The 21,326-nt window shown below is 61.8% G+C and carries 15 protein-coding genes; 6 read left to right on the top strand and 9 right to left on the bottom strand.

Features of this window, described 5'->3' with window-relative positions; genetic code table 11:
* Positions 1-16: 16 nt before the first annotated feature.
* From ACPF7Z_RS04550 to ACPF7Z_RS04530, 5 genes are all read right to left on the bottom strand, one after another.
* A complete protein-coding gene (locus tag ACPF7Z_RS04550; RefSeq protein ID WP_425191989.1) occupies positions 17-1,435 on the bottom strand; it encodes a dihydrolipoyl dehydrogenase in 1,419 nt (472 codons plus the stop codon).
* 178 nt (positions 1,436-1,613) lie between these two features.
* Positions 1,614-2,105, bottom strand: a complete 492-nt coding sequence (locus ACPF7Z_RS04545; protein WP_425191987.1) for a hypothetical protein — start codon at positions 2,103-2,105, stop codon at positions 1,614-1,616.
* 74 nt (positions 2,106-2,179) lie between these two features.
* Entirely contained in the window at positions 2,180-5,305 is a 3,126-nt protein-coding gene (locus ACPF7Z_RS04540) for an efflux RND transporter permease subunit (protein WP_425191985.1), read from the bottom strand.
* Positions 5,302-6,669, bottom strand: coding sequence for an efflux RND transporter periplasmic adaptor subunit (locus ACPF7Z_RS04535; protein ID WP_425191984.1), 1,368 nt, complete (start codon positions 6,667-6,669; stop codon positions 5,302-5,304). Before ACPF7Z_RS04535 ends, ACPF7Z_RS04540 begins: the two co-directional genes overlap by 4 nt.
* Positions 6,666-7,277 (bottom strand): TetR/AcrR family transcriptional regulator, encoded by a 612-nt coding sequence (locus ACPF7Z_RS04530; RefSeq protein ID WP_425191982.1) that lies wholly within the window; start codon positions 7,275-7,277, stop codon positions 6,666-6,668. The genes ACPF7Z_RS04535 and ACPF7Z_RS04530 overlap by 4 nt, the downstream gene beginning before the upstream one ends.
* Before the next feature lie 169 nt (positions 7,278-7,446).
* Here ACPF7Z_RS04530 and ACPF7Z_RS04525 point away from each other — a divergent pair, with 169 nt between their 5' ends.
* Positions 7,447-8,652: a cation:proton antiporter gene (locus ACPF7Z_RS04525; RefSeq protein ID WP_425191981.1), complete on the top strand. Its 1,206-nt coding sequence runs from the start codon at positions 7,447-7,449 to the stop codon at positions 8,650-8,652.
* 311 nt (positions 8,653-8,963) lie between these two features.
* On the opposite strand, the gene katG is transcribed toward ACPF7Z_RS04525, so the two are convergent.
* The 3 genes from katG to ACPF7Z_RS04510 form a co-directional block, all read right to left on the bottom strand.
* Positions 8,964-11,186: a catalase/peroxidase HPI gene (gene katG, locus ACPF7Z_RS04520; RefSeq protein WP_425191979.1), complete on the bottom strand. Its 2,223-nt coding sequence runs from the start codon at positions 11,184-11,186 to the stop codon at positions 8,964-8,966.
* Between the two features lie 388 nt (positions 11,187-11,574).
* A complete protein-coding gene (locus ACPF7Z_RS04515) occupies positions 11,575-12,531 on the bottom strand; it encodes an arsenic resistance protein (protein ID WP_425191978.1) in 957 nt (318 codons plus the stop codon).
* Positions 12,532-12,587: 56 nt separating this feature from the next.
* The gene (locus ACPF7Z_RS04510) at positions 12,588-13,061 is read right to left on the bottom strand and encodes a hypothetical protein (protein WP_425191977.1); all 474 of its coding nucleotides are present in this window, start codon (positions 13,059-13,061) and stop codon (positions 12,588-12,590) included.
* A 132-nt stretch (positions 13,062-13,193) separates the two neighbouring features.
* On the opposite strand from ACPF7Z_RS04510, the gene ACPF7Z_RS04505 reads away from it, so the two are divergent.
* Positions 13,194-13,505: an ArsR/SmtB family transcription factor gene (locus tag ACPF7Z_RS04505; RefSeq protein ID WP_425191976.1), complete on the top strand. Its 312-nt coding sequence runs from the start codon at positions 13,194-13,196 to the stop codon at positions 13,503-13,505.
* A 97-nt stretch (positions 13,506-13,602) separates the two neighbouring features.
* Here ACPF7Z_RS04505 and ACPF7Z_RS04500 read toward each other — a convergent pair whose 3' ends face one another.
* Complete coding sequence (locus ACPF7Z_RS04500) at positions 13,603-14,568, bottom strand: universal stress protein (protein WP_425191975.1); 966 nt, start codon at positions 14,566-14,568, stop codon at positions 13,603-13,605.
* A 225-nt stretch (positions 14,569-14,793) separates the two neighbouring features.
* Here ACPF7Z_RS04500 and ACPF7Z_RS04495 point away from each other — a divergent pair, with 225 nt between their 5' ends.
* Genes ACPF7Z_RS04495 through ACPF7Z_RS04480 form a run of 4 tightly spaced genes read left to right on the top strand, consistent with a single transcriptional unit; the run spans position 14,794 to position 21,324 of the window.
* A complete protein-coding gene (locus ACPF7Z_RS04495) occupies positions 14,794-16,386 on the top strand; it encodes a tetrathionate reductase family octaheme c-type cytochrome (protein ID WP_425191974.1) in 1,593 nt (530 codons plus the stop codon).
* Positions 16,383-17,057, top strand: coding sequence for a cytochrome b/b6 domain-containing protein (locus tag ACPF7Z_RS04490; RefSeq protein ID WP_425191973.1), 675 nt, complete (start codon positions 16,383-16,385; stop codon positions 17,055-17,057). The genes ACPF7Z_RS04495 and ACPF7Z_RS04490 overlap by 4 nt, the downstream gene beginning before the upstream one ends.
* The gene (locus ACPF7Z_RS04485) at positions 17,054-18,097 is read left to right on the top strand and encodes an efflux RND transporter periplasmic adaptor subunit (protein WP_425191972.1); all 1,044 of its coding nucleotides are present in this window, start codon (positions 17,054-17,056) and stop codon (positions 18,095-18,097) included. The genes ACPF7Z_RS04490 and ACPF7Z_RS04485 overlap by 4 nt, the downstream gene beginning before the upstream one ends.
* Positions 18,094-21,324 carry an efflux RND transporter permease subunit gene (locus ACPF7Z_RS04480; protein WP_425191971.1) on the top strand — a complete coding sequence of 1,077 codons (3,231 nt, stop codon included), beginning with the start codon at positions 18,094-18,096 and terminating at the stop codon, positions 21,322-21,324. The genes ACPF7Z_RS04485 and ACPF7Z_RS04480 overlap by 4 nt, the downstream gene beginning before the upstream one ends.
* Positions 21,325-21,326 lie beyond the last annotated feature (2 nt).

Raw genomic sequence — 21,326 nt, 5'->3', positions numbered from 1 at the left:
CAAGTTCGGCAAACGGTTAGCCCAGCGCCCAGTCCGCCGGCTCATGACACAGCGGCAGATCGGGCTGGGTGCGCCGTTTGCCGAGTTCGCGACGAACAGCTTGCAAGGCGGTGCGCAGCCCTTCCTCGACAACCGGATGATAGAACGGCATCTCGAGCAGCTGTTCGACGGTCAACTCCTGCTGAATCGACCAGGCCAGCAGATGCAGCAGGTGCTCCGCGTCTGGGGCCACCATCTCCACGCCGAGCAGGCGCCCATCACGCTCGTCGGCGTATAGCTGCAGGCGCCCCGCATTGCGTCCCGCCATCAGCGCTCGGCCCTGCTGATCGAAGTCGACGCTGCCGGTCACCACGCCGCTCTGCGGCAGCTCCGCTCGGGTCAGCCCGGCATGCCCGGCGCCGGGCTCGGTGAAGACGATTCCTTGAGGCGTGCGCCGGCTGAGACACTCGGCTTCGGGATGTAGGGCGTGATAGGCGGCGATGCGCCCTTCGTCTGCCGCCTCGTGCATCAGCGGGCGCAGCCCATTCACATCGCCGGTGATATAGATCGGTAGATCGGCGATTCGCAGAGTCGACGCATCGAAAAGAGGCACACCTCGCTTGTCGAGTTCCACGCCCAGGTTATCGAGACCCAGCCCCTCGACGTTGGGCCGCCTTCCCAGGGAGGCGAGCACCCAGTCGACCTCTACCTCTCGGCTTCCACCTTGCATCAATACGCCCTTGTCGCCCTGGCGGAGCGTTACATCCGTCTCGGTAGTGACGGACATCTGACCCTTGAGCACGTCGAGCAGGCTGGCGTTGACATCCGGGTCGCTCAGACCCGCCACGCTGGATCCACGAGTGAAGGCATGCACCTCGCAACCGAGTTGAGCGAAGGCTTGTCCTAGTTCCACACCGATCGGGCCAAGTCCGACCACGCCCAGGCGTCGCCCCGGCGCCTGGAGTTCGAAGACATCGTCGGAGGTCACCACGCGATCACCGAGAGCGCGCCAAGCCTCCGGCAGGATAGGACGCGTACCGGTGGCAATGATCACGGTCTCGGCCTGAATCCGCTCGCCGTTCACTTCGAGGGTGGTGGGATCGAGAAAGCGAGGCTGGCCGTGAATGCTGCGCTCGCCCAATGATTCAGCGGTGCCGATCGGACCGGCGATAAAGCGATCGCGCAACTTGCGCACATGCGCCATGATCGTGGCCAGATCGGCTTCGAGCGTATCGGTACCACGTATACCGCTCTCCCCGAGCCAGTCGCGGCGGCCATAGGCATGGGCGACCTCGAGCAACGCCTTCGAGGGCATGCAGCCGACCCGTGCGCAGGTCGTACCATAGGGTCCAGCGTTGATCAGCAGCACATCATCCGTATAGCGCCGCGCTTCACTCAGGGCGGTCAGCCCGGCCGTGCCGGCGCCCAGAACCACCAACTTCACTTGTCGTGTCATGATTCCTCCACAACTGAAATCAAACCCTCAAAAGCTTAGCTTAGCCGATAAGGACAACAGCTCAACGGGCGCTGGTACCGGGCAGCTTGCCTGGTACATTCCTGGAACCTTCGCCCCATCATCTCAACGGCCTGATGGTCAAGGCGACTCCTCTGTAGCGCGCTCTCTGCTTACCGGTTCACCAGTTCATGGGAATCGACTGGTCTCCCAACCCCTCAAAACGATCTGTCACGTAGCGGCTATGGCAGGCCACACAGGACTCGGTCATGCGGTTGAAGGTCTCGAGCTGCTCTTCAGTATTTTTCTGTTTCCCCGCCTCGACCAGCGACGCCGACAGTTGATGGAATCGCTGGTCCATCTGCAGGAACTCCTTGGGCACCGCCGCTTTCAGGTCCTGGCGGTCCTGCTCGGTCAGGGACTGCTCGAGGATGAAGCTGTCATGGATGGCCTGCCCCTTCTGTGCTACCTCCTCATGCTTGCCCTGGATGATGGCGCCATAGGTCTCCTTCATCGCCGCCTCGATTTCAATCATCTCCTTTACCAGCAGCCCACGCAGTTTCTCGGTCAGCTTCGGGCCTACCGGTTCCGCTGCGAGGACGCCTCCACTCCATGCCAGGCACGCTACTACGGCGGTCGATAGGATGGCTCGGTATGTCTGTTGTTTGCCCATGGTCTGCTCCTCACTGCACGTTGGTTTGCTTGCATCCACCGGGCAGCAGCGCCCGATAGAAATGTTGAGACATCTCAACTCGCTCCTCTCGCCTCCATTCCTGCCTGGGTCATGTCATCTTCCACTCGCGCCCAGCCCAGATCGTCGAAGATCACATACAGCGCCGGAATGACCACCAGCACCAGCACGGTAGAGGTCAAAAGACCGAACACCACCGAGATCACCAGTGGCTGAATGGCAGCCGCCTGGGCGCTGGTCTCGGCCAGTAGCGGCAACAAACCGGCGATGGTGGTGGTCGCAGAGATCAGGATGGCGCGCAGGCGATCGCGGCTGGCCTGTCCGGCGGCGGCGTGTATCGTCATACCGGCACGGCGATGTTCCTTGATGAACTGGATCAACAGGATGGCATTGTTGACCACGATGCCGGCCAGGGACGCCGCGCCGACCAGCGATGGCATCGACAAGTAGAAGCCCATCAGCACATGACCCCATAACGCACCTACAAACGCCAACGGAATCGATAGCATGACGATCAGCGGCTCGCTGTAGCTTCGGAACTGGAAGGAGAGAATGAGGAAGATGCCGATCAGTCCGATCAACAGGGCACGCTGAATCGAGCCACCGGTCTCGGCGGAGCGCGCCACCTGCCCCTCGAAAGCGACGTCAACCTCAGGATAGTTTGACTTGAAATCGGCCAGCCAATGCTGATGAATGTCATTGACGATGGCTTGGGCGTTGGCGAGACGCGCATCCACGTTGGCCGATACCGTGACGGTACGCAGGCCGTCGACACGAGTGATCAGCGCCCAGCCACGTGCCTCTTCAATGTTAGCCACCACGCTCAGCGGCACCCGATTGTCATCGGGAAGGCGGATCGTCAGGTCCTGGAGATCGTCCAGGCTCTGCCGGTCTTCCAGGTCGTGGCGCACCAGGACGTCGACATCCCATTCGCCTATCCGCAGCGTATCGCTGATCTCACCGAGCATGGCTGCTCGCAGTTGTGCGGCCACCTCCTGGGCGGAAAGCCCCAATCCATGAGCCCCTTCAGCCAGCGAGAATCGCCTCTCCGGTTTACCCGGGCGCAAATCGTCGATGACGTTGTATACGCCGGTATAATCTTCCAGATGTCCGGCGAATTCCAGGGCGGCATCTTTCAACACCTCCAGATCTTCCCCTTGCAGGCGAACTTCGATCGGAATGCCGGCAGGTCCGAACCCTGGCTCCTGGATAATGAGACTTTGCAACCCGGGTATATCACCGATCTCTCGCCGCCAGGCCATGGTCAGTTCATCCAGGCTCAGACTGCGACGCTCCGCGGTGAGCAGATCGACCATCACCGTGGCGACATGAGCCCCGGCTTCCTGGGCGCTGGGATTGTGATTGAAACGCACCTGAGTGGAGCGCACCAAGGGTTCCTCGTCCGGCTGCTCCGGGGACAAGCGTTCGTCTATCTCGTGCATGGCCTTGACCACCTGGGCGGCCACCGTCTCGGTTCGCGCAAGCGGCGTGCCCTGGGGCATCAGGATACGCGCCTCGAGCACGTCGCCGTCGATCTCCGGCATCGCCTCGCTGCCGATATGCCCTCCGGCAAGAAAGCCCCCGGACCCCAGCAACAGCACCAGTACGCCACCCAGCACCGCGTAGCGAAAGCGAATCGCTCCATCGGCAAGACGCCCGACGCCGTCACGGAAGGTCTCGAAGCGCCGCTCGAAGCCGGCGCGCAGGCGCGATGGCTCGGCTTGCAGGCGAGGGATGCCGCCCTTCAAATGGTGGGGAAGGATGAAGAAGGCTTCGATCAGGCTGGCCGCCAGGGCGGCGATCAATGCCACCGGCAGCACTTCGAGTACATCGCCGAGTTCGCCGGCGAGAAAGGAGAGCGGCAGGAAGACCGCCACCGTGGTCAGGAAGGATGACAGCACCCCGGGGAGCACACCGCGGGTGCCCGCGACCACCGCTTCCAGCGGCGTGGCGGCCTCCCGAGCGTGGGCAGCGATGTTGTCGGTAATCACGATGGCATCATCCATGACGATGCCGATCGCCATCAGCAAGGCCACCAAGGTGATCATGTTCAACGACAATCCGGCCAACCCCATGACCGCGAAGGCCCCGAGGAAAGCCACCGGTAATCCAAGCACCGCCCACAGCGCCAATCGAGGCCGAAAGAACAGACTCATCACCAGCACTACCAGCACGAAACCGATGATGCCGTTCTCAACCAGCATCTGCAGACGATCACGCACGATGCTGGTCATGTCCTGGGTCAGGGTCAGCGATACCTCGCCGTCCAGGCGCCGGCGCTCGCTTTCGACCACTGCCTGCAGGGCATCCATCACGTCCAGGGCATCGTCGCGCAGCGTCTTGTGCACTTCCAATACCAGAGCACGCCGGCCATCGAACCAGATTTTCTCTTCCTCCCGCTCGGGAGTCTCCCGCAGGGTAGCGACCTGCCCCAGGGTCAGCTCACCTCCCTCGGCACCGGAGACGACCACAACATTTCGTAGCGCACGCAAAGTATGGCGCTGGTCGGTGAAGCGCAGTTGGACATCCTGGTGTGGGGTTTCCAATGATCCCAACGGCATATCGATGTTCTGGCGGGCGAGGATCGCCGACAACTCGCTCGCCGACAGCCCATACTGGGCCAGCACCTCGCGACGCACTTCGATCTGCCACTGGCGCTGGGAGAGCCCCTGAATATCGATCTTGGCGACACCGGGCAGGCGCAGCAGCCGATCCTCCAGGGTCTTGGCGTAATCCTCCAGATCGGATAGCGGCATGTCGCCGCCGACCGCCACCGCCGCCACCAGATCGCTGCGATGCAGCTCGCGAACCACCGCGGGTTCGGCCTGCTCGGGAAAATCGGTGATGGCATCCACCTCGGTGGAAATGTCGTCCAGGAAGCGGCCAATATTGCCCTCATCCTCCATGGTCGCCGTGGCGCTGGCCAGGTTATCCTGAGCCACACAGACAAGCTCATCGAGAAAGTCTATACCGTTAAGGGCATCTTGAAGACGACGACAGATCTCATCCTCGACATCCGCGGCAATGGCACCGCGGTACTCGACCTCGATACCGACTTCGCTAGGCAGGTAGTCTGGAAAGGTCTCGCGCTTGAGAGTAGGAGCCGCAAAGGCTCCGATGGCCAAGAGCAGGATCAGCAGCAGATTGGCGGCGGTGGGATGTCCAGCAAACCAGCGGATCATGGCGCCTCTCCTAGCGCTCGCTGACGCAAGCGCTGTGCCAGTTCCTCATCACGCCGCGGATCGACCGCCATCCCGGTTATCGCCGGTGTCAGATCATCCACGATCACAGTCTCGCCGCCTGCCAAGCCCGAGGCAATCACTGCCAGGTCATGCTGTTCGAAAGCGACCTCGACCGAGCGACGCTCAAGGCGTTTCTGCCCGTCGACCAGGTAGACCTCTCCGTGATGAACCGACGTCGCCGGTATTGCCAGCAATGGCTCCGGTGCTTCGATGGACAGCCGCACCTGAACATACATATCGGGTTGCAGGGCCGGCTTTTCAGGAGGAGAGGCACGCCGATAAGGCTCCTCGACTTCGACCACTACCTGGGCTGCTCGCGTTTCGGGGTTCAATCCCCTGGCCACGCGCACCACCCGTGCTGGCCAGCGGGCGCTCCCCCCAGCAACCAACTGTACCTCGGCATCGATGGTCGAAAAGTCCAGCCGCTCGCTGAGATCCAGTACGCTCTCCTTGGTGTCGGAATGCCTTGACACCCCCATCAGCCGTCGCAACATACTTAACGGCACCTGGGCGACGACCTCGGCAGCAGCCACGCCGTCGGCCTGAAACAGCCGCTGACCGGCGTTGATGTACTGATGTAGCTCGGCCTCGACTTCGCCCAGGCGCAGATCGTAGGGGGCAACAAAACGGGTATCCTCGATATCTTGGCGTGCCTGTTCCAGACGCGTGGAGGCCCGTTCGACTTCCGCTTTCAGGCGTTGGCGCCGCGAGGGGATGAGTTGTAGTTCGTTCTCCAATGACTGCACGGTCTCGCGCTGCGAGAGTGTCGCACGCTCTTCTTCATCAAGGCGCGAACGCGACACCGAACCGCTATCCGCCAGGCGCCGGATACGCGACAGCTCCCGCTCGGCCAGTTGCAGACGTTCGCGCTCCAGAGCCAGCAGTCGCCCCGTATTCTCGGCCTCCATCTCTAACTCGGCTTGCTCAGCGGAGAGACTGGCCAGTTCGGCCTGAGCCTCGGCTTCGTCCAGTCGATAGCGAGAAGGATCGATCTCCAGCAATAGCGTGCCGGCCGGCAGCAACACGCCATCTTCCAGCTGCGGATGGCGATGGACGACTCGGCCCGGCACATTGGCGATGGCCTGCCAGGTTCGAGCAGGTCGCGCGACACCATGTCCTCTGGCTTCGATACGAAACGGCAGCGGCCTGGCTTCGATGACGCTCACGGTCGGTATGCCGGCTGTTGTCTCGCTTCGCGAAGGGGCTTGACGATTCAATACCAAGATGACGATCAATCCGATGCCGAGCGCCAGGCCGGACACGACTAGCAGTCCACGCCAACCACGTTTCGATAACAAACTCATGCTCCCTCCCCGGCCTGAATACCACGTTGATAGAGCAGGAAGGCGCCCGGTGCTTGTTCGGCGATGCGAGTGACGTCGCCGTCGATCAGCGACTGAACCACTAACCCCTGTACCGTGCCGATGAACTGGGTGGCTGCCGCCTCGACATCCAGATCGGCCCGCAGCTCACCGCTCGCCTTGCCTTTCGACAGAATGGCCGCGAGCCGTTCGCGGTACCTGGCCAGCATGGAGCGTACCAATCGCGTGGCGGAGGTTGGCTCTGCGTGCTGCAATTGCCCGAGCATCAGTCGCGGCACCCCCGGGTGCTCAGTGATGAAGCCGATATGCGCCATGAACATGGCCTCCAGGATCGCCAGCGGCGTCTCGGCCCGGGCGACAGCCTTTTCGAGACGTTGCATGACCTGCTCGGCGATCCAGGCCATGACCGACTGCCATATCTCCTCCTTGCCGGTGAAATGACGAAACAACGCCCCCTGAGTCACCTTCATGCGCTCGGCGATGGAGGCGGTGGTGATACGCGCCGGGTCCTGTTCACCGCATAGCTCCACCACGGCACGCACGGTCAGTTCCTTGCGTTCTTGGGAGGGCAGATGACGAGTTCGTGACATGGAATCTCTCAAAAGATAGTAATTGGTTACTATCTTAGATGGTAACCTTGACCTTTTCCACCGCAACGCCATGTTTTGTGACGTATCATGCGCCGTGTCAGCGGATTATCGACCTCTACGTCATGGTTCATGCTGGCACGTCTGCGCCTTTTTATCTGGAGTCAACAACATGGACGGCCTCTCGACTACCACGCTCTTGATTCTCTTCATCGGGCTCTCGACGTCAGCGGCGATGCTCCTGCGTGCCGGTTGCGAGCGTATCGGCATACCGCCACTGGTAGGATTTCTGCTGCTGGGCGTCGGTATCAGCACCCTGGATGCGAGCGCGGGAATCATCAATGTCGAGACCGAGGCAGGTATCGAACTGCTGGCCCAACTGGGCTTGGTGGCATTGCTGTTTCGGGTAGGACTGGGGCTTGATCCGCGACGGCTACTCGCCAAGCTGCCGAGTGCCAGCGTGATCTGGCTGGGCAATATCACCATCGCGGGGCTCACGGGCTATGCGGTGTCGCAGTGGGTGCTGGGACTGGAACTGATTCCCTCGCTGGTGATCGCCGTCGCCCTGACAGCAACCAGCATCGGCGTGATCATTCCGGTCTGGGAGGAGGCCGGCGTCCTGAACAACGACGCCGGCACGCTCACCGTCGATGTCGCCGAACTCGATGACATCTCGGGCATCGTATTAATGGTCTTGCTGTTTGCAGTATTACCGGTACTACAAAGCGGCGACGGCGCTTTCTGGCTCTCGATGGGCGCAGCGGCGGGCGAACTGGCGCTGCTCTTCATCGTCTTCATCATCTTCTGCTGGCTGTTTGCCCGTTACCTCACGCCGCGGCTTTATCGCTTTTTGCATCGCTGGGAACGGACCCCGGAGCATCTGCTCACCGTGATTGCCCTAGGCGCAGTGATCGCCGGCATCGCCGAAGTGCTGGGATTCTCGCTGGCGGTGGGGGCACTGTTCGCCGGGATCGTCTTCAGCGCCTACCCGGAACAGGTGCGCTCCAACGATGCCTACGGCCTGCTCTACGACTTCTTCACACCGTACTTCTTCGTCGCCATCGGTCTGCACCTCGACCCGACGCTGATTCTACCGGCGCTCGGTGTCGGTCTAGTGCTGCTGATCGCAGCGGTAGCCGGTAAGCTGATCGGGACCTATCTTCCAGCCCGGCTGATGACCGACCGAGATTCGGCATGGCTGATCGCCGTTAGCATGGTGCCTCGCGCCGAGATCGCCATGGTCATCGTGCACCAGGCCTATCAACTCGGCCCCTGGGCAATCGACGCCGAACTCTATGGCGCCATGGCGGTGGTGGCACTGGCGACCTGTCTGTTCACGCCGCTGCTGCTGGGGCGCCTGCTGGCGCGATCAGCATGACAGCGTTTTCGACTCGTTTTTTACCAACTCCCCGGGGTTGCATGGGAGTGTCGCAATAATGCAGAAGGAAAAAGAGGGGTTGGCGCAATTTGACCTGACAGGCATCATCAAAGGCCAGTAACTCTCGGATAGGTCAGAATTACGACAAAGCATCTGATTCGATACAACAGGTGCTTATCTCTTTTCTTTTCGCAGCCTTTTATTTTTGCTTCCACGATTACCGGGCAAAAACGGCGGCGCATTCAGCGCCGCTGTTTACTTTCCATGAGTCGCGGTAACTCGCCACTCATCCCGGGTCCTACGCCGGCATATTATAAGTCAAAGCGATCCAGTGTCATGACCTTGGCCCAGGCATCAACGAAGTCATCGGTGAACTTCTCGCCCGCGCCGTTGGAGGCATACACTTCCGCCACCGCCCGCAGCTCGGAATTCGAGCCGAAGATTAGATCGACCGGAGTCGCGGTCCAGCGCTGTTCATCGCTGGCACGGTCACGGCCGATATAAAGACCCTCTTTATCGCCCGACTTCTCCCATTTGGTGGCCATGTCCAGAAGGTTCACAAAGAAATCATTCGTGAGTGTTCCTGGTCTGTCGGTGAACACACCGTGCTGCACACCGCCGGTATTGGCATCCAGCGCGCGCATGCCGCCCACAAGCACGGTCATTTCCGGCACTGTCAGCGTCAGCAGATCCGCGCGATCAACCAGCGCCTCGGTCGGGGACATTCGGTTGCCGTCGCCGTAGTAGTTGCGGAAGCCGTCAGCGGTCGGTTTGAGAACCTCGAAGGTTTCCACATCGGTCATCTCCTGCAGGGCATCCCTGCGGCCGGGCTCGAAGGGGACCGTCACATCGTGACCGGCGTCCTTCGCTGCTTTCTCGATGGCCGCCGCGCCACCCAACACGATCACGTCGGCCAGCGAGACGCGGGTGTCCCCTCCTTGATTTTCGTTGAACTCCTGCTGCACTTGTTCCAGCGTCGCCAGCACGCGTGCGAGCTCGTCCGGGTTGTTCACCGCCCAGCCGTTCTGCGGCTCGAGACGCACGCGCGCACCATTCGCGCCACCGCGCATGTCGCTACCGCGATAGCTGGCGGCCGATGCCCAGGCGGTGCGCACCAGTTCCGGCACCGTCAGCTCGGAGGCCAGGATCATTTCCTTGATGTCCTCGGCGCCCCCCTCGTCAATGACATCGTAATCCGCCTCGGGAAGCGGATCCTGCCAGAGCAGCTTCTCCGCCGGCACCTCGGAGCCGATATAACGTGCCCGAGGCCCCATGTCACGGTGCGTCAGCTTAAACCAGGCACGGGCGAAGGCATCCTCGAATTTCTTCTGATTTTCCAGAAAACGCTGGGAAATCTCGCGATAGACCGGGTCTTCTTTCAGCGCCAGGTCGGTCGTCAGCATGATCGGCGCATTGCGTTTACCCTCGACGTGCGCATCGGGCACCGAGTTGTCCAGCGCACCGTCCTTCGCCTCCCACTGTAAGGCGCCGGCGGGACTACGGGTCAGCTCCCATTCATGGTTGAACAGATTCGACAGGTACAGCATCGACCACTGCGTGGGCAACTGGGTCCACGCCCCCTCCAGGCCACTGGTGATGGTGTCCTCGGCGTTACCCTTGCCGCACTTATTCTTCCAGCCCAGACCCTGCTCCTCGATGCCCGCAGCCGCCGGCTCGGGGCCTAGGCAGTCGCCGGGCTTGCCCGCGCCGTGTACTTTCCCGAAAGCGTGACCACCGGCGATCAAGGCCACGGTTTCCTCGTCATTCATCTCCATGCGCCCAAAGCTCATGCGGATCTGCTTTGCGGCGGCAACAGGATCCGGATTACCCCCCGGGCCTTCCGGATTGACGTAGATCAGCCCCATCTGCGTGGCGGCGAGCGGTCCTTCCAGCTCCCCTTTCTCATCGTGGCGATCGCGGCCCAGCATTTCTTGTTCCGGCCCCCAATAAACCAGATCCGGTTCCCAGTCATCTTCACGGCCGCCCGCAAAACCGAAGGTCTTGAACCCCATATCCTCCAGCGCAACCGTTCCAGAAAGTACCAGCAAATCGGCCCAGGAAATGTTGCGGCCGTATTTCTGCTTGATCGGCCACAATAGACGACGGGCCTTGTCCAGACTGGCGTTGTCAGGCCAACTGTTCAGCGGATCAAAACGCTGCTGGCCACCACCGGCACCGCCCCGACCATCGGCAACGCGGTACGTACCAGCACTATGCCAAGCCATGCGAATGAACAGTGGGCCATAGTGGCCCCAGTCGGCTGGCCACCAATCCTGAGACGTGGTCATGGCAGACTTAAGGTCTTTTTTCAAAGCATCGAGATCGAGCTGCGAGAAAGCCTCCGCGTAGTTGAAATCCTCGCCGTAGGGATTAGACGACACGTTATTGTCGCGCAGCGGCGACAAGTTGAGCTGCTCGGGCCACCAGAACTGATTCGGCGTGGACTCGCCTTCCGCGAAAACGGCACTGGGAACGGCGCCTAGTGAGGCTGTGAGCGCAAGCGTGGCGATGGTTGTCATCTTGCATTTTTTCATCTTATGAGACCCCTTTCAGGTCAGATACGACACCTATGTCGCACGTGTGAATAGGTCAATCGATACTTGCTAAAGCGGCACTCGATGATTCAGAACATCCTGTACATCCCGGCTAGGAGGATTCCCTGTAATCCGTAAACTAGCGGTACGAGACTTCATCCATTTAGCCTTCCCAACACATCGAGTTTATATACTTATAAATAAAATATATATTTTGAAACTATTATTGCCTCCATGAAAACTTGATTTGAATCAAGAAAAAGTCGATTTACCCTTTATTAAAAATCACTCAAGTAGAACCATCACCTGTATCGGATCCTAGATACCGATAACTGGCTCATGAAAAGCGTGGTCTATACGGGAGATCCCTTATAGGTCATCAGGCCAATTAGGGGCCGAAGAATCGGTCGCTGAGCTTCACGTACCAGGCGGCGGATTGCACCTGAATGATGTAGGCGACGGCGATGAGCAGCGCCGCATCCGCACTGGCCTCACCGAAGGCGTTCATGGCCAGGGCCAGAGCGATCGACAGGTTGCGCATCACTGTGCCGTAGACCAGGGCGATGGCGTCTCCACGAGGCAGCAGGCGCCTGGCGACAAAGGTGCTGAAGACATAGTTGAAGGTGTAGAGGGCGCACAGCGGCACGAGGATGTCGAGCAGCATCTCCGGATGCGCCACAAGCTCCCCTCCTTTCATGGCGATGGCCACGAAGACGACCCCCAGCACTCCCAGGGTCGACAGTGGCGGAAACCGTGGCGCCCAGCGCTGCTGATAATCCTGCTGCCCGTGGCGTCGGATCAGATAGGCCTGGGTGAGCTGGCCCGCCAGCATGGGCAGGAACACGACCAGTGCAATCTGCAGGAACACGGCGATCAGATCCACCGGCACCGCGGCGCCCATTAGCCATTGCACGTAGAACGGCGTGGCCAGGGAGCCAAGAATCAGGCCCACCACCGTCATCTTGATCGCGGCGGCAAGGTTGCCCTTGGCGAATCCGGTCCAGGCGATGGTCATGCCGCTGGTCGGCAGTAACGAAGCCAGCAGCAGCCCAAGAGCGAGATAAGGCTGTTCCGGAAACCACAGCCGTCCCAGGGCGAAGGCGACGAAGGGGATGATCGCGAAGTTGATGAGCTGGGCCAGCAGCTGCGACTTGAGGTCCCCGCCCTCAAACAGCTTGCGCAGCTTGAGATTGACCATCATTGGATAGACCATCAGCAGCGTCAGCGGCACGATCAGCGTCCGCAGCCAGTCCGCCGAGGCAATCAGGCCATAGGCCAGGCCCAGCAGCATCGTCACCGGGATGGCAAGCGTCAGATTGCGGGTCATGCGAATCAGCAGGCTCATGCGCTGCCCTCGAAAAACGAGGCGGCCGCTCCATGGAGCGGCCGTTTGAATGGCGGTTAGAAGTGGAAGATCCTGGTATCGGGATCGCGCATCATCTCGGCCATCGCCGGCGGCTGGGCGACGCTCACGCCCTCGCGCAGATCGCTCTCCTGATGATCGCTGTTAGGTAGATAGAGCGCGCAGACCGCCACCTCCGCGCCGTCGTTCATGATCATCTGCAGCAACCCTTCGGGCTTCATGTCCTTGGGCGCCAGGGCGGACTCACTCTGGTAATCTGCGATTGCCAGATCCCCGGCCCGATCGCAGAGCAGGATGTTCAATTTCGTGCCCTGCTGCTGCATGGTGCGGGACAACACCATGGCCATGCCCTGGGTCTGCAGCGAATCGCTGGTGACGATCACCATGGCCTGTTCTGCGGCGCCTTGCTGAGTGGACTCCTCAGAGCTGGCTTGGGATGTGACGCTTGCACCAACCCCCATTGCGAGAGTGGCCAGGGGCAGGAAGAGACGAGTGTATCGAGATGAGGTCATTGGTTTTCTCCTTGGCGTGAGTCTCCCGGGGGAGGTCGTTTCCTCCCGTACCGGGGGGATGATCCATCGTGGCCTTTCACTTTATTTTTAAATATAATGTTTTTATAAAACCATAGGGATCCTTTGACAACGATGCGACAAGACACCGCACTGGAACTCGACCGGCTTCGCGAGAGCGCCGACGAGGCAGGACGACTGCTCAAGACACTTGCGAACACGAACCGTCTGCTGTTGCTGTGCCACCTGTCCCAAGGTGAGATGAACGTGGGCGATCTGGAACAGCAGACGGGCATCGAACAACCCACCTTGTCGCAGCAGCTCGCAGTACTACGGCGAGAAAACCTCGTGGCGACACGCCGTGAAGGAAAGCAGATCTACTATCGCATCAGCAGCGAGCAGGCCATGGCGGTCATTCAGACGCTCTATGAGCAATTCTGTGCCTGATCAGATGCGAAGGTGAACCATGCCCGATATACCGATATTCCCATCAACGGACGATATGCAGCGGCGCGATTAGAGTGCAAGGAACGCCACGGAATCGTCAGTCGATTGTTATCGGTGATACGAAACCCGCTGGCTTGACGGCAAGCACGGAACACGTCAGTTGATCGAGAATCGCTTCCGCCGTATTCCCGATCAGCAATCCCGTGATGCCCGTTCGTGCAACGGTACCCATCACTATCAGGTCCGCCTGCAGTTGAACGGCCATTGCAGGTATTATCTTTTCCGGCGCTCCTTGGGGCGCATGGAATCGAGGAGCGATATAGTCATAGGCTTCCCGTCCAATCCATGCGGGCATCAATTGCTTCAATCGATTCATGCCATTCATGTGACCGGCATACACGCCTTCGGTGAAGGCCTGCATCGCACCTTTCTTGTCGCTCGCCCACATGCTCACATACCCGGCGTGAGGGGCATCCCAGACATGCACTACATGCAAGATGGCGGAATTCGCCAGTGCCAATGAACTGGCTATCTTGAGAACCTGAATGTTCAGTGGCTCTTCCAGCGTGTCGAGCCGATCCGGATTGAAATCAATCGCGGCGACTATGTTGTCGTAACTCGCTTTTTCTCTAGGTTTCATTAGCCAGACCGGACATGGACATTTGCGTAGCAGGTGCATGTCGTCGCTGCCGAACAATCGGTCACGCCAATCGGGGTCCTCGGCATTCTTGATGATCAGATCGTATGAGTTCTTCAATACGTGGCGAATCGTTTCCATGAAAAGCCTACCGACCAGCACATCGACATGAAGGGTACAGTCTTTCCGGTAGGGTTCCACAAATGACTCCAACGCCGCCCGACGCTCGGCGACCAAGGACGCTTGCAGTTCAGTGGGCCCGGGGCCATTGGCGAGTAATACCGGAGTCGCCTCTGTGGGCACCATGACATCGATCACCGTCAGATCCGCCTGGTTGTTTCCCGCCAGCAAGACAACCCTCTCGAGAGCGGCATCCATTTCCGAGGCAGCTTCCAGGACATAGAGGATGTTTCTGAACTGTTTCATGACCTACCCCCTATAGAGACCGGCCCACCAAAACATTATTTGGATGTCACAGTTTATGCGAAAGCGTGAATGACGGTGCGCAAAGAGGCGACGTCTTGATTCAGGTCATGGTGGAGAGAAATACAACCGACGATGCTGAGACTAACATTTGGAATAGCGTTATAACTATCCAGTCACAAGGTTCGCGTGCTGGCTGATTTCAACACGATGTTGGGGGAGGTCATCATGATGGATTACCACACTCGTATGCTGGTAAGCGCTCTCCTGACCTTCCTGCTGCTCTTCTCCGGCACATTGCCGGTAGCGGCACTGGAACGCGCGTCACCCTCGACGGCGGATCACGAACGCTTCAAGGCGCTTCAAGGCCCCTTCGCCTCGGGGCCCGAAGTTACCGAGGCGTGCCTGAAATGCCACACCGAGGCCGCCGATCAACTTCAGGCAAGCACCCACTGGACCTGGGAATACCTGCACCCGACGACCCGTCAGTTGCTGGGCAAGCGTCACGTGATCAACAGCTTCTGCGGTTCGGTCAGCTCGAATGAACCGCGCTGCACCAGCTGCCATACCGGCTACGGCTGGCAGGATATGCGCCAGGATCCACCCGCCGCGGGCAACCGAGTCGATTGCCTGATCTGCCACGACACCACCGGCGATTACTGGAAGACCCCCACGGGTGCCGGCCACCCGCTCTACGAATCTCCCGACGACCCGACAAGAGAGCCTCCCGATCTGGCCCTCATCGCCCAGCACATAGGCCCCACCGCTCGCGAGAATTGCGGCAGCTGTCATTTCTATGGCGGTGGCGGCGATGGAGTGAAACACGGCGATCTGGATTCGTCCCTGGTCACCCCGCCCTTCTCGCTGGACGTGCACATGTCATCGGACGGGGCCGATTTCGCCTGCGCCGACTGTCACACCACCTCGGCGCACAGCGTCACCGGCAGCCGGTATCTGGCCAAGGCCCGAGATACCCAGGGTATCGACGTGCCGGGTCACACCGACTTCACCCGGGCTTCCTCTGAGTCCTGCCACGGCACGGCACCTCACGCCTCCAACAAGCTCAACGACCACGTCGACCAGGTCGCCTGCCAGAGCTGTCATATACCAGAATTCGCTCGGGGTGGCGTCGCTACCAAGACCTGGTGGGACTGGTCCACTGCCGGGCGTCTCGGCGAGGATGGCAAGCCGCTGACGATTCGCGATGCGGATGGCAATCTCGAGTACCTGAGCACCAAGGGGACCTTCCGCCATGGCGAGAATGTGGTGCCGGAATACCGCTGGTTCGACGGCCAGGTGCGCTACACCCTGCGCAGCGACACCCTCGATGACAGCCATCAGCCCATCGAGATCAACACACTCCAGGGCAGCCACGATGACCCCGATTCGCGCATCTGGCCCTTCAAGATCATGCAGGGCACGCAGCCCTACGATCCGGTCAACCAGCACCTGCTGGTCAACCACGTCTACAGTGCCGACGACGATACGGCGCTGTGGACGAACTTCGACTGGGGCAAGGCACTGAAGGCCGGCACCGAATACGCCGACCAACCCTACAGCGGCGAGTATGCCTTCGTGGAAACACTCATGTACTGGCCGATCACCCACATGGTCGCGCCGGCCGAGGACGCCTTGCACTGCAGCGCCTGCCATGCCCGGGAGGGGCGGCTGGCGGCACTGACGGATTTCTACCTTCCCGCCCGGGACCGCAGCGTCTGGCTGGATAGAGCGGGCTGGAGCGCCGCCCTGCTGGTACTGGTCGGCAGCCTCGTCCATGCCGGTGGACGCATCGTGACACGTCGCAGGAGGAAAGACTCATGAAAGGCGTGATGATCTACAAGCGCTTCGAACGCTTCTGGCACTGTTCCCAGGCGGCGCTGATCTTCTTCCTGATGTTCACCGGCTTCGAAATCCACGGCAGCTACCAGGCACTGGGATTCGGCACCGCCTCCCGGCTGCACGGGCTGGCGGCCTACACCCTGATCGGCCTGTGGATCCTGGCGATCTTCTGGCACTTCACCACCGGGGAATGGCGCCAGTACATTCCCACCACCGACAAGCTGGGCGCGGTGATCCACTATTACCTGATCGGCACCTTTACCGGCGCCGAGCATCCCTTTCGCCGAACCACCCAGGCCAAGCACAACCCGTTGCAACGCCTGGCCTACCTGGGCTTCAAGCTGGTGATCTCGCCGGTCATCTGGATCTCGGGGCTGCTGTATCTGTTCTACAACCACTGGCCCGCCTGGGGGCTGGAGGGCCTGTCCCTGGGCGACGTGGCCCTGGTGCATACCGCCGCAGCCTTCGCCATGCTGGTCTTCGTGATCGGCCACGTCTACATGACGACCATGGGCAAGACGCTCTTCAGTCACCTCAAGCCCATGATCACCGGGTACGAAGACACCCGGGAGCAATCGTCCGAGAAGGATACGCCTGACCGAGGATCCGCCAATACGCTGCATCAGTCGGCGGGAGAGAAAACATCGATATGACCGGCGTGTTCCGACTCCTGCTGAGTGGCCTCGTCGCTGCTCTGTTCAGCCTGAGCGTTCAAGCAGAACTTCCCGTTGCCGAAGTGGAGCGGGCGACGCTACAGGAGACGCTGAGACTTGACGGAGCGGTCGAGGCGGTGCAGCGAAGCACGGTCTCCGCCCAGACCTCGGGCCGCGTGATGCGTCTGCCTTTCGACGTGGATGACCGGGTGGCCGCCGGCGAGCTGATCGTGCAACTGGAAGACAGTGAGCAGCGCGCCCGCCGCGACCAGGCCAAGGCCAACCTGGAGGACGCCCAGGCCGGACTGCAGGACGCCCGTCAGCGCTTCGAGCGGGTGCGAACCCTGCAGGCCCGCGATTTGATCTCCCGGGAGGAATTCGATCAGGCGCGCAATACGCTGACCAGTGCCCAGGCCCGAGTGGAGCGCGCCGAGGCCGCGCTTGCCGAGGCCCGGGAACAGCTGGGATACACCCGGGTGCTCGCGCCCTACGACGGCATCCTGACCGAGCGCCACGTCGAGGTGGGGGAAGCGGTCAGTCCCGGCCAGCCGCTGCTGACCGGGCTGTCGCTGGAGCGGCTGCGGGTGGTGGTCGACCTGCCTCAGCGTTACGCCGACCTGGCCAGGGCTCAGCGCCAGGCCCGGGTGACACTGACCGACGGCCGCATCCTGAAGACCGGCGAGATGACCTTCTACCCCTATGCGAGTAAACAGACCCATACCTTCCGCCTGCGACTGGCGCTACCGGCACCTGGCGAGGGACTCTATCCGGGCATGCTGGTCAAGGTGGACGTGCCGGTGGCCACCCGTGAGGCGCTGTGGATACCGGCCGGCGCGGTCTTCCATCACAGCGAGCTGACGGCGGTCTTCGTGCTGGATGATGATCGCCCGCGTCTGCGCCAGATACGTACCGGCATCGAACGCGACGGTCGCCTCGAGGTGCTGGCGGGGCTCGACGAGGGCGAGCGGGTGGCGACGTCTCCGGATGCCCTGTTCGGCAGCGAACGGCTGACGGTCGTCGGTGAGGAAAGCGGTCAGTGAGTCCTCCCCTACCCCCGGTCGGCCCCTCCGGTGTCATTGCCCGTGTCTTTCAGAATTCCCCACTGACTCCGCTGCTGGCGCTGATGGCGATCCTGCTGGGTATCCTCGCCGTGGTGATCACGCCCAAGGAGGAAGAGCCCCAGATCGACGTCACCATGGCGGACATCTTCATCGGCCTGCCCGGTGCAAGCGTCGCGGAAGTGGAGAGTCTGATCGCCATTCCCGCCGAACAGGTGATGAGCGAGATCGAGGGTATCAAGCACGTCTACTCGGTCTCGCGCCAGGGTGAGGCGGTGATCACCGTGGAGTTCGAAGTCGGGCTTTCCCGGCAGGAGGCCCTGGTGCGGCTGTACAACCAGGTCTACTCCAACCAGGACTGGCTGCCGTCGGATCTCGGCGCCAGTCAGCCGCTGGTCAAGCCCCAGGGTATCGACGACGTGCCCATCATGACCCTCACCCTGTATGACCCGAGCGGGCGGCGCACCGGGGCGGAGCTGACCCGGCTCGCCCACACCCTGGAGGTGGCGCTCAAGCGGGTGCCCGGTACCCGCGACATCTACACCGTGGGCGGGACGCCGGACCGGGTGGAGGTGCGCTTCGACCCGGCGCTGCTGGACGGTTACGATCTCAGCGTCGCGGATATCGAGAGCGCGCTGCGGGCCGCCAATGACAGCGGCCAGGAAAGTCGCATCACCCGGGACGGCCTGTCGATTCCGCTTCAGCCGGGGGCCCTGCTCAGCGACATCGAGACCCTGCGCCGGCTGGTGGTGGGCATGCACGATGGGGCGGCGGTGTTCCTCGACGATGTCGCCACCGTCAGCCGCGGCGACAGCGTTCCGGATCGCAGCGTGATGATGGGCTTCGGTCCGGCGACCAGCGATTCGCGTCCCGGAACCGCCGGCGAACTGTACCCCGCCGTGACCCTGGCCATCGCCAAGAAACCCGGCGAGAACGCCAGCGACATCACCACCACCATCGAGCGGCGCCTGGACGCCCTGCGCAACCGGGCGCTGCCGGAAGGTATCGAGATCGTGGTCAGCCGCGACTACGGCGAGACGGCCTCGGCGAAGGCGCGCAAGCTGATCTCGGACCTGATCTCCGCGACGCTAGGCGTGGTGGCGCTGGTGCTGATCGCCATGGGCTGGCGCCAGGCGCTGATCGTCGGTGTGGCGGTGCTGGTCACCCTGCTGCTGACCCTGGTCTTTTCTTGGGCCTGGGGATTCACCATCAACCGGGTGTCGCTGTTCGCGCTGATCTTCTCCATCGGGATCCTGGTCGACGACGGCATCGTCATCACCGAGAACATCCATCGCCGCATCCGCACCAGCCGCCATCCGGTCAAGGACATCATCCCGGTGGCGGTGGACGAGGTGGGTACGCCGACCATCATGGCAAGCCTCACCATCATGGCGGCGCTGCTGCCCATGGCCTTCGTGACCGGCCTGATGGGCCCCTACATGAGCCCGATTCCCATCAACGCCTCCGCGGGCATGGTATTCTCCCAGATCGTGGCCTTCGTGGTGGCCCCTTGGCTTGCCCTGCGCCTGCTCGCCCATCAAAAAGGCGTCGCTGCCCAGGCCGAGGAACAGGCGACCAACTCCGCCGAGGGCGTCAACCCCACGACCCGCCGCTGGTTCAGCCGGCTGCTCACGCCGTTTCTAGGCGCGCATCGCTGGCGCCGAGGAGTGCTCGCCCTGGGCGTGATCGGCCTGACGCTGCTGGCTAGCGCGCTGCCGGTGTTCCAGGCGGTGATCCTCAAGATGCTGCCCTTCGACAACAAGTCTGAGCTGCAGGTCGTCATCGACATGCCGGAGCACACGCCCATGGAGCGAACCCAGCGGGTACTGCTGGCAATGGGCGAACATCTGGAGACGGTCGAGGAGGTCGCCAACTGGCAGGCCTACGCCGGCACCGCTTCGCCGATGAACTTCAACGGCCTGGTACGCCAGCACTACCTGCGAGCCGACCCCTACCAGGGCGATATCCAGATCAATCTGGCCGACGAATCCCGACGCGAACGTCAGTCCCACGCCATCGCCACGGCCATCCGTCCGGCGCTGCAGGCCATCGGCGAGCGCTTCGATGCGGCGGTGAAGGTCGTCGAGGTGCCGCCCGGCCCGCCGGTGCTCTCGCCGCTGGTGGCGGAGGTCTACGCCGTGGATCATCGCCGCCGCGCCGAGCTCGCCCAGGACCTGGCCGAGCGCATGACCCGCATCGAGGGGCTGGTGGATATCGATACCACCCTGACCGCGCCCACCCGCCAGTGGGACCTGGTGGTGGATCGGGCGCGGGCGGCGCGTCTTGGCGTTTCCCAGTCCCAGGTGGTGGAGGCGATTCAGATCGCCCTGGGAGATCGCAACGTCGGCTATCTGCATGACGAGAACGCCAAGTACGCGGTGCCCATCCGCGTCATCCTCGAGGAAGGCGACAGGGCCCAGCAGGCGGCGCTGCTGTCGCTGGCGGTGAGAAGCCGCGGCGGGGAGCTGATCCCGCTGGCGAGCATCGCCGAGTTTCACGACGCGCCCTGGCAGGGCGCGCGCTATCACAAGGACCTGCTGCCGGTGACCTACGTCACCGCCGACATGGCCGGCAAGATAGACTCACCGCTGTACGGCATGTTCGCCCTGGTGAGCGAACTCAACGCCGAGCCGGACAGTCCGGCCCAGTACTTCATCCGCCAGCCGCCCCTGGCGGAGCTCGGCGCGCTCAAATGGGACGGCGAATGGCAGATCACCTATGAGACCTTCCGCGACATGGGGGCGGCCTACAGCGTCGGGGTGTTCATGATCTTCCTGCTGCTGGTGGCCCAGTTCCGCTCCTACCTGCTGCCGCTGGTGATCATGGCGCCGATTCCGCTCACCCTGATCGGCATCCTGCCGGGACACGCCCTGCTCGGCCGGGAGTTCACCGCCACCAGCATGATCGGCATGATCGCCCTGGCCGGGATCATCGTGCGCAACTCCATCCTGCTGGTGGTGTTCATCAAGCAGCTGCTCGACGAAGGCGTGGCGCTGGACGAGGCGGTGGTGCTGGCCGGCGCAGTGCGCATCAAGCCCATCGCCCTGACCGCCATCTCGGCCATGGTCGGCGCCTATTTCATCCTCAGCGACCCGATCTTCAACGGCCTGGCGATTTCACTGATCTTCGGGCTCGCCATGTCCACGCTGCTGACCATCCTGGTGGTGCCGCTGCTGTACTACGTGCTGGCGCGACGCGGCTGGATCTGAGT

The sequence above is a fragment of the Halomonas sp. GXIMD04776 genome (assembly GCF_049808615.1).
Taxonomy (GTDB): Bacteria; Pseudomonadota; Gammaproteobacteria; order Pseudomonadales; family Halomonadaceae; genus Modicisalibacter.
This window is presented reverse-complemented; position numbering and strand designations above follow the sequence as displayed.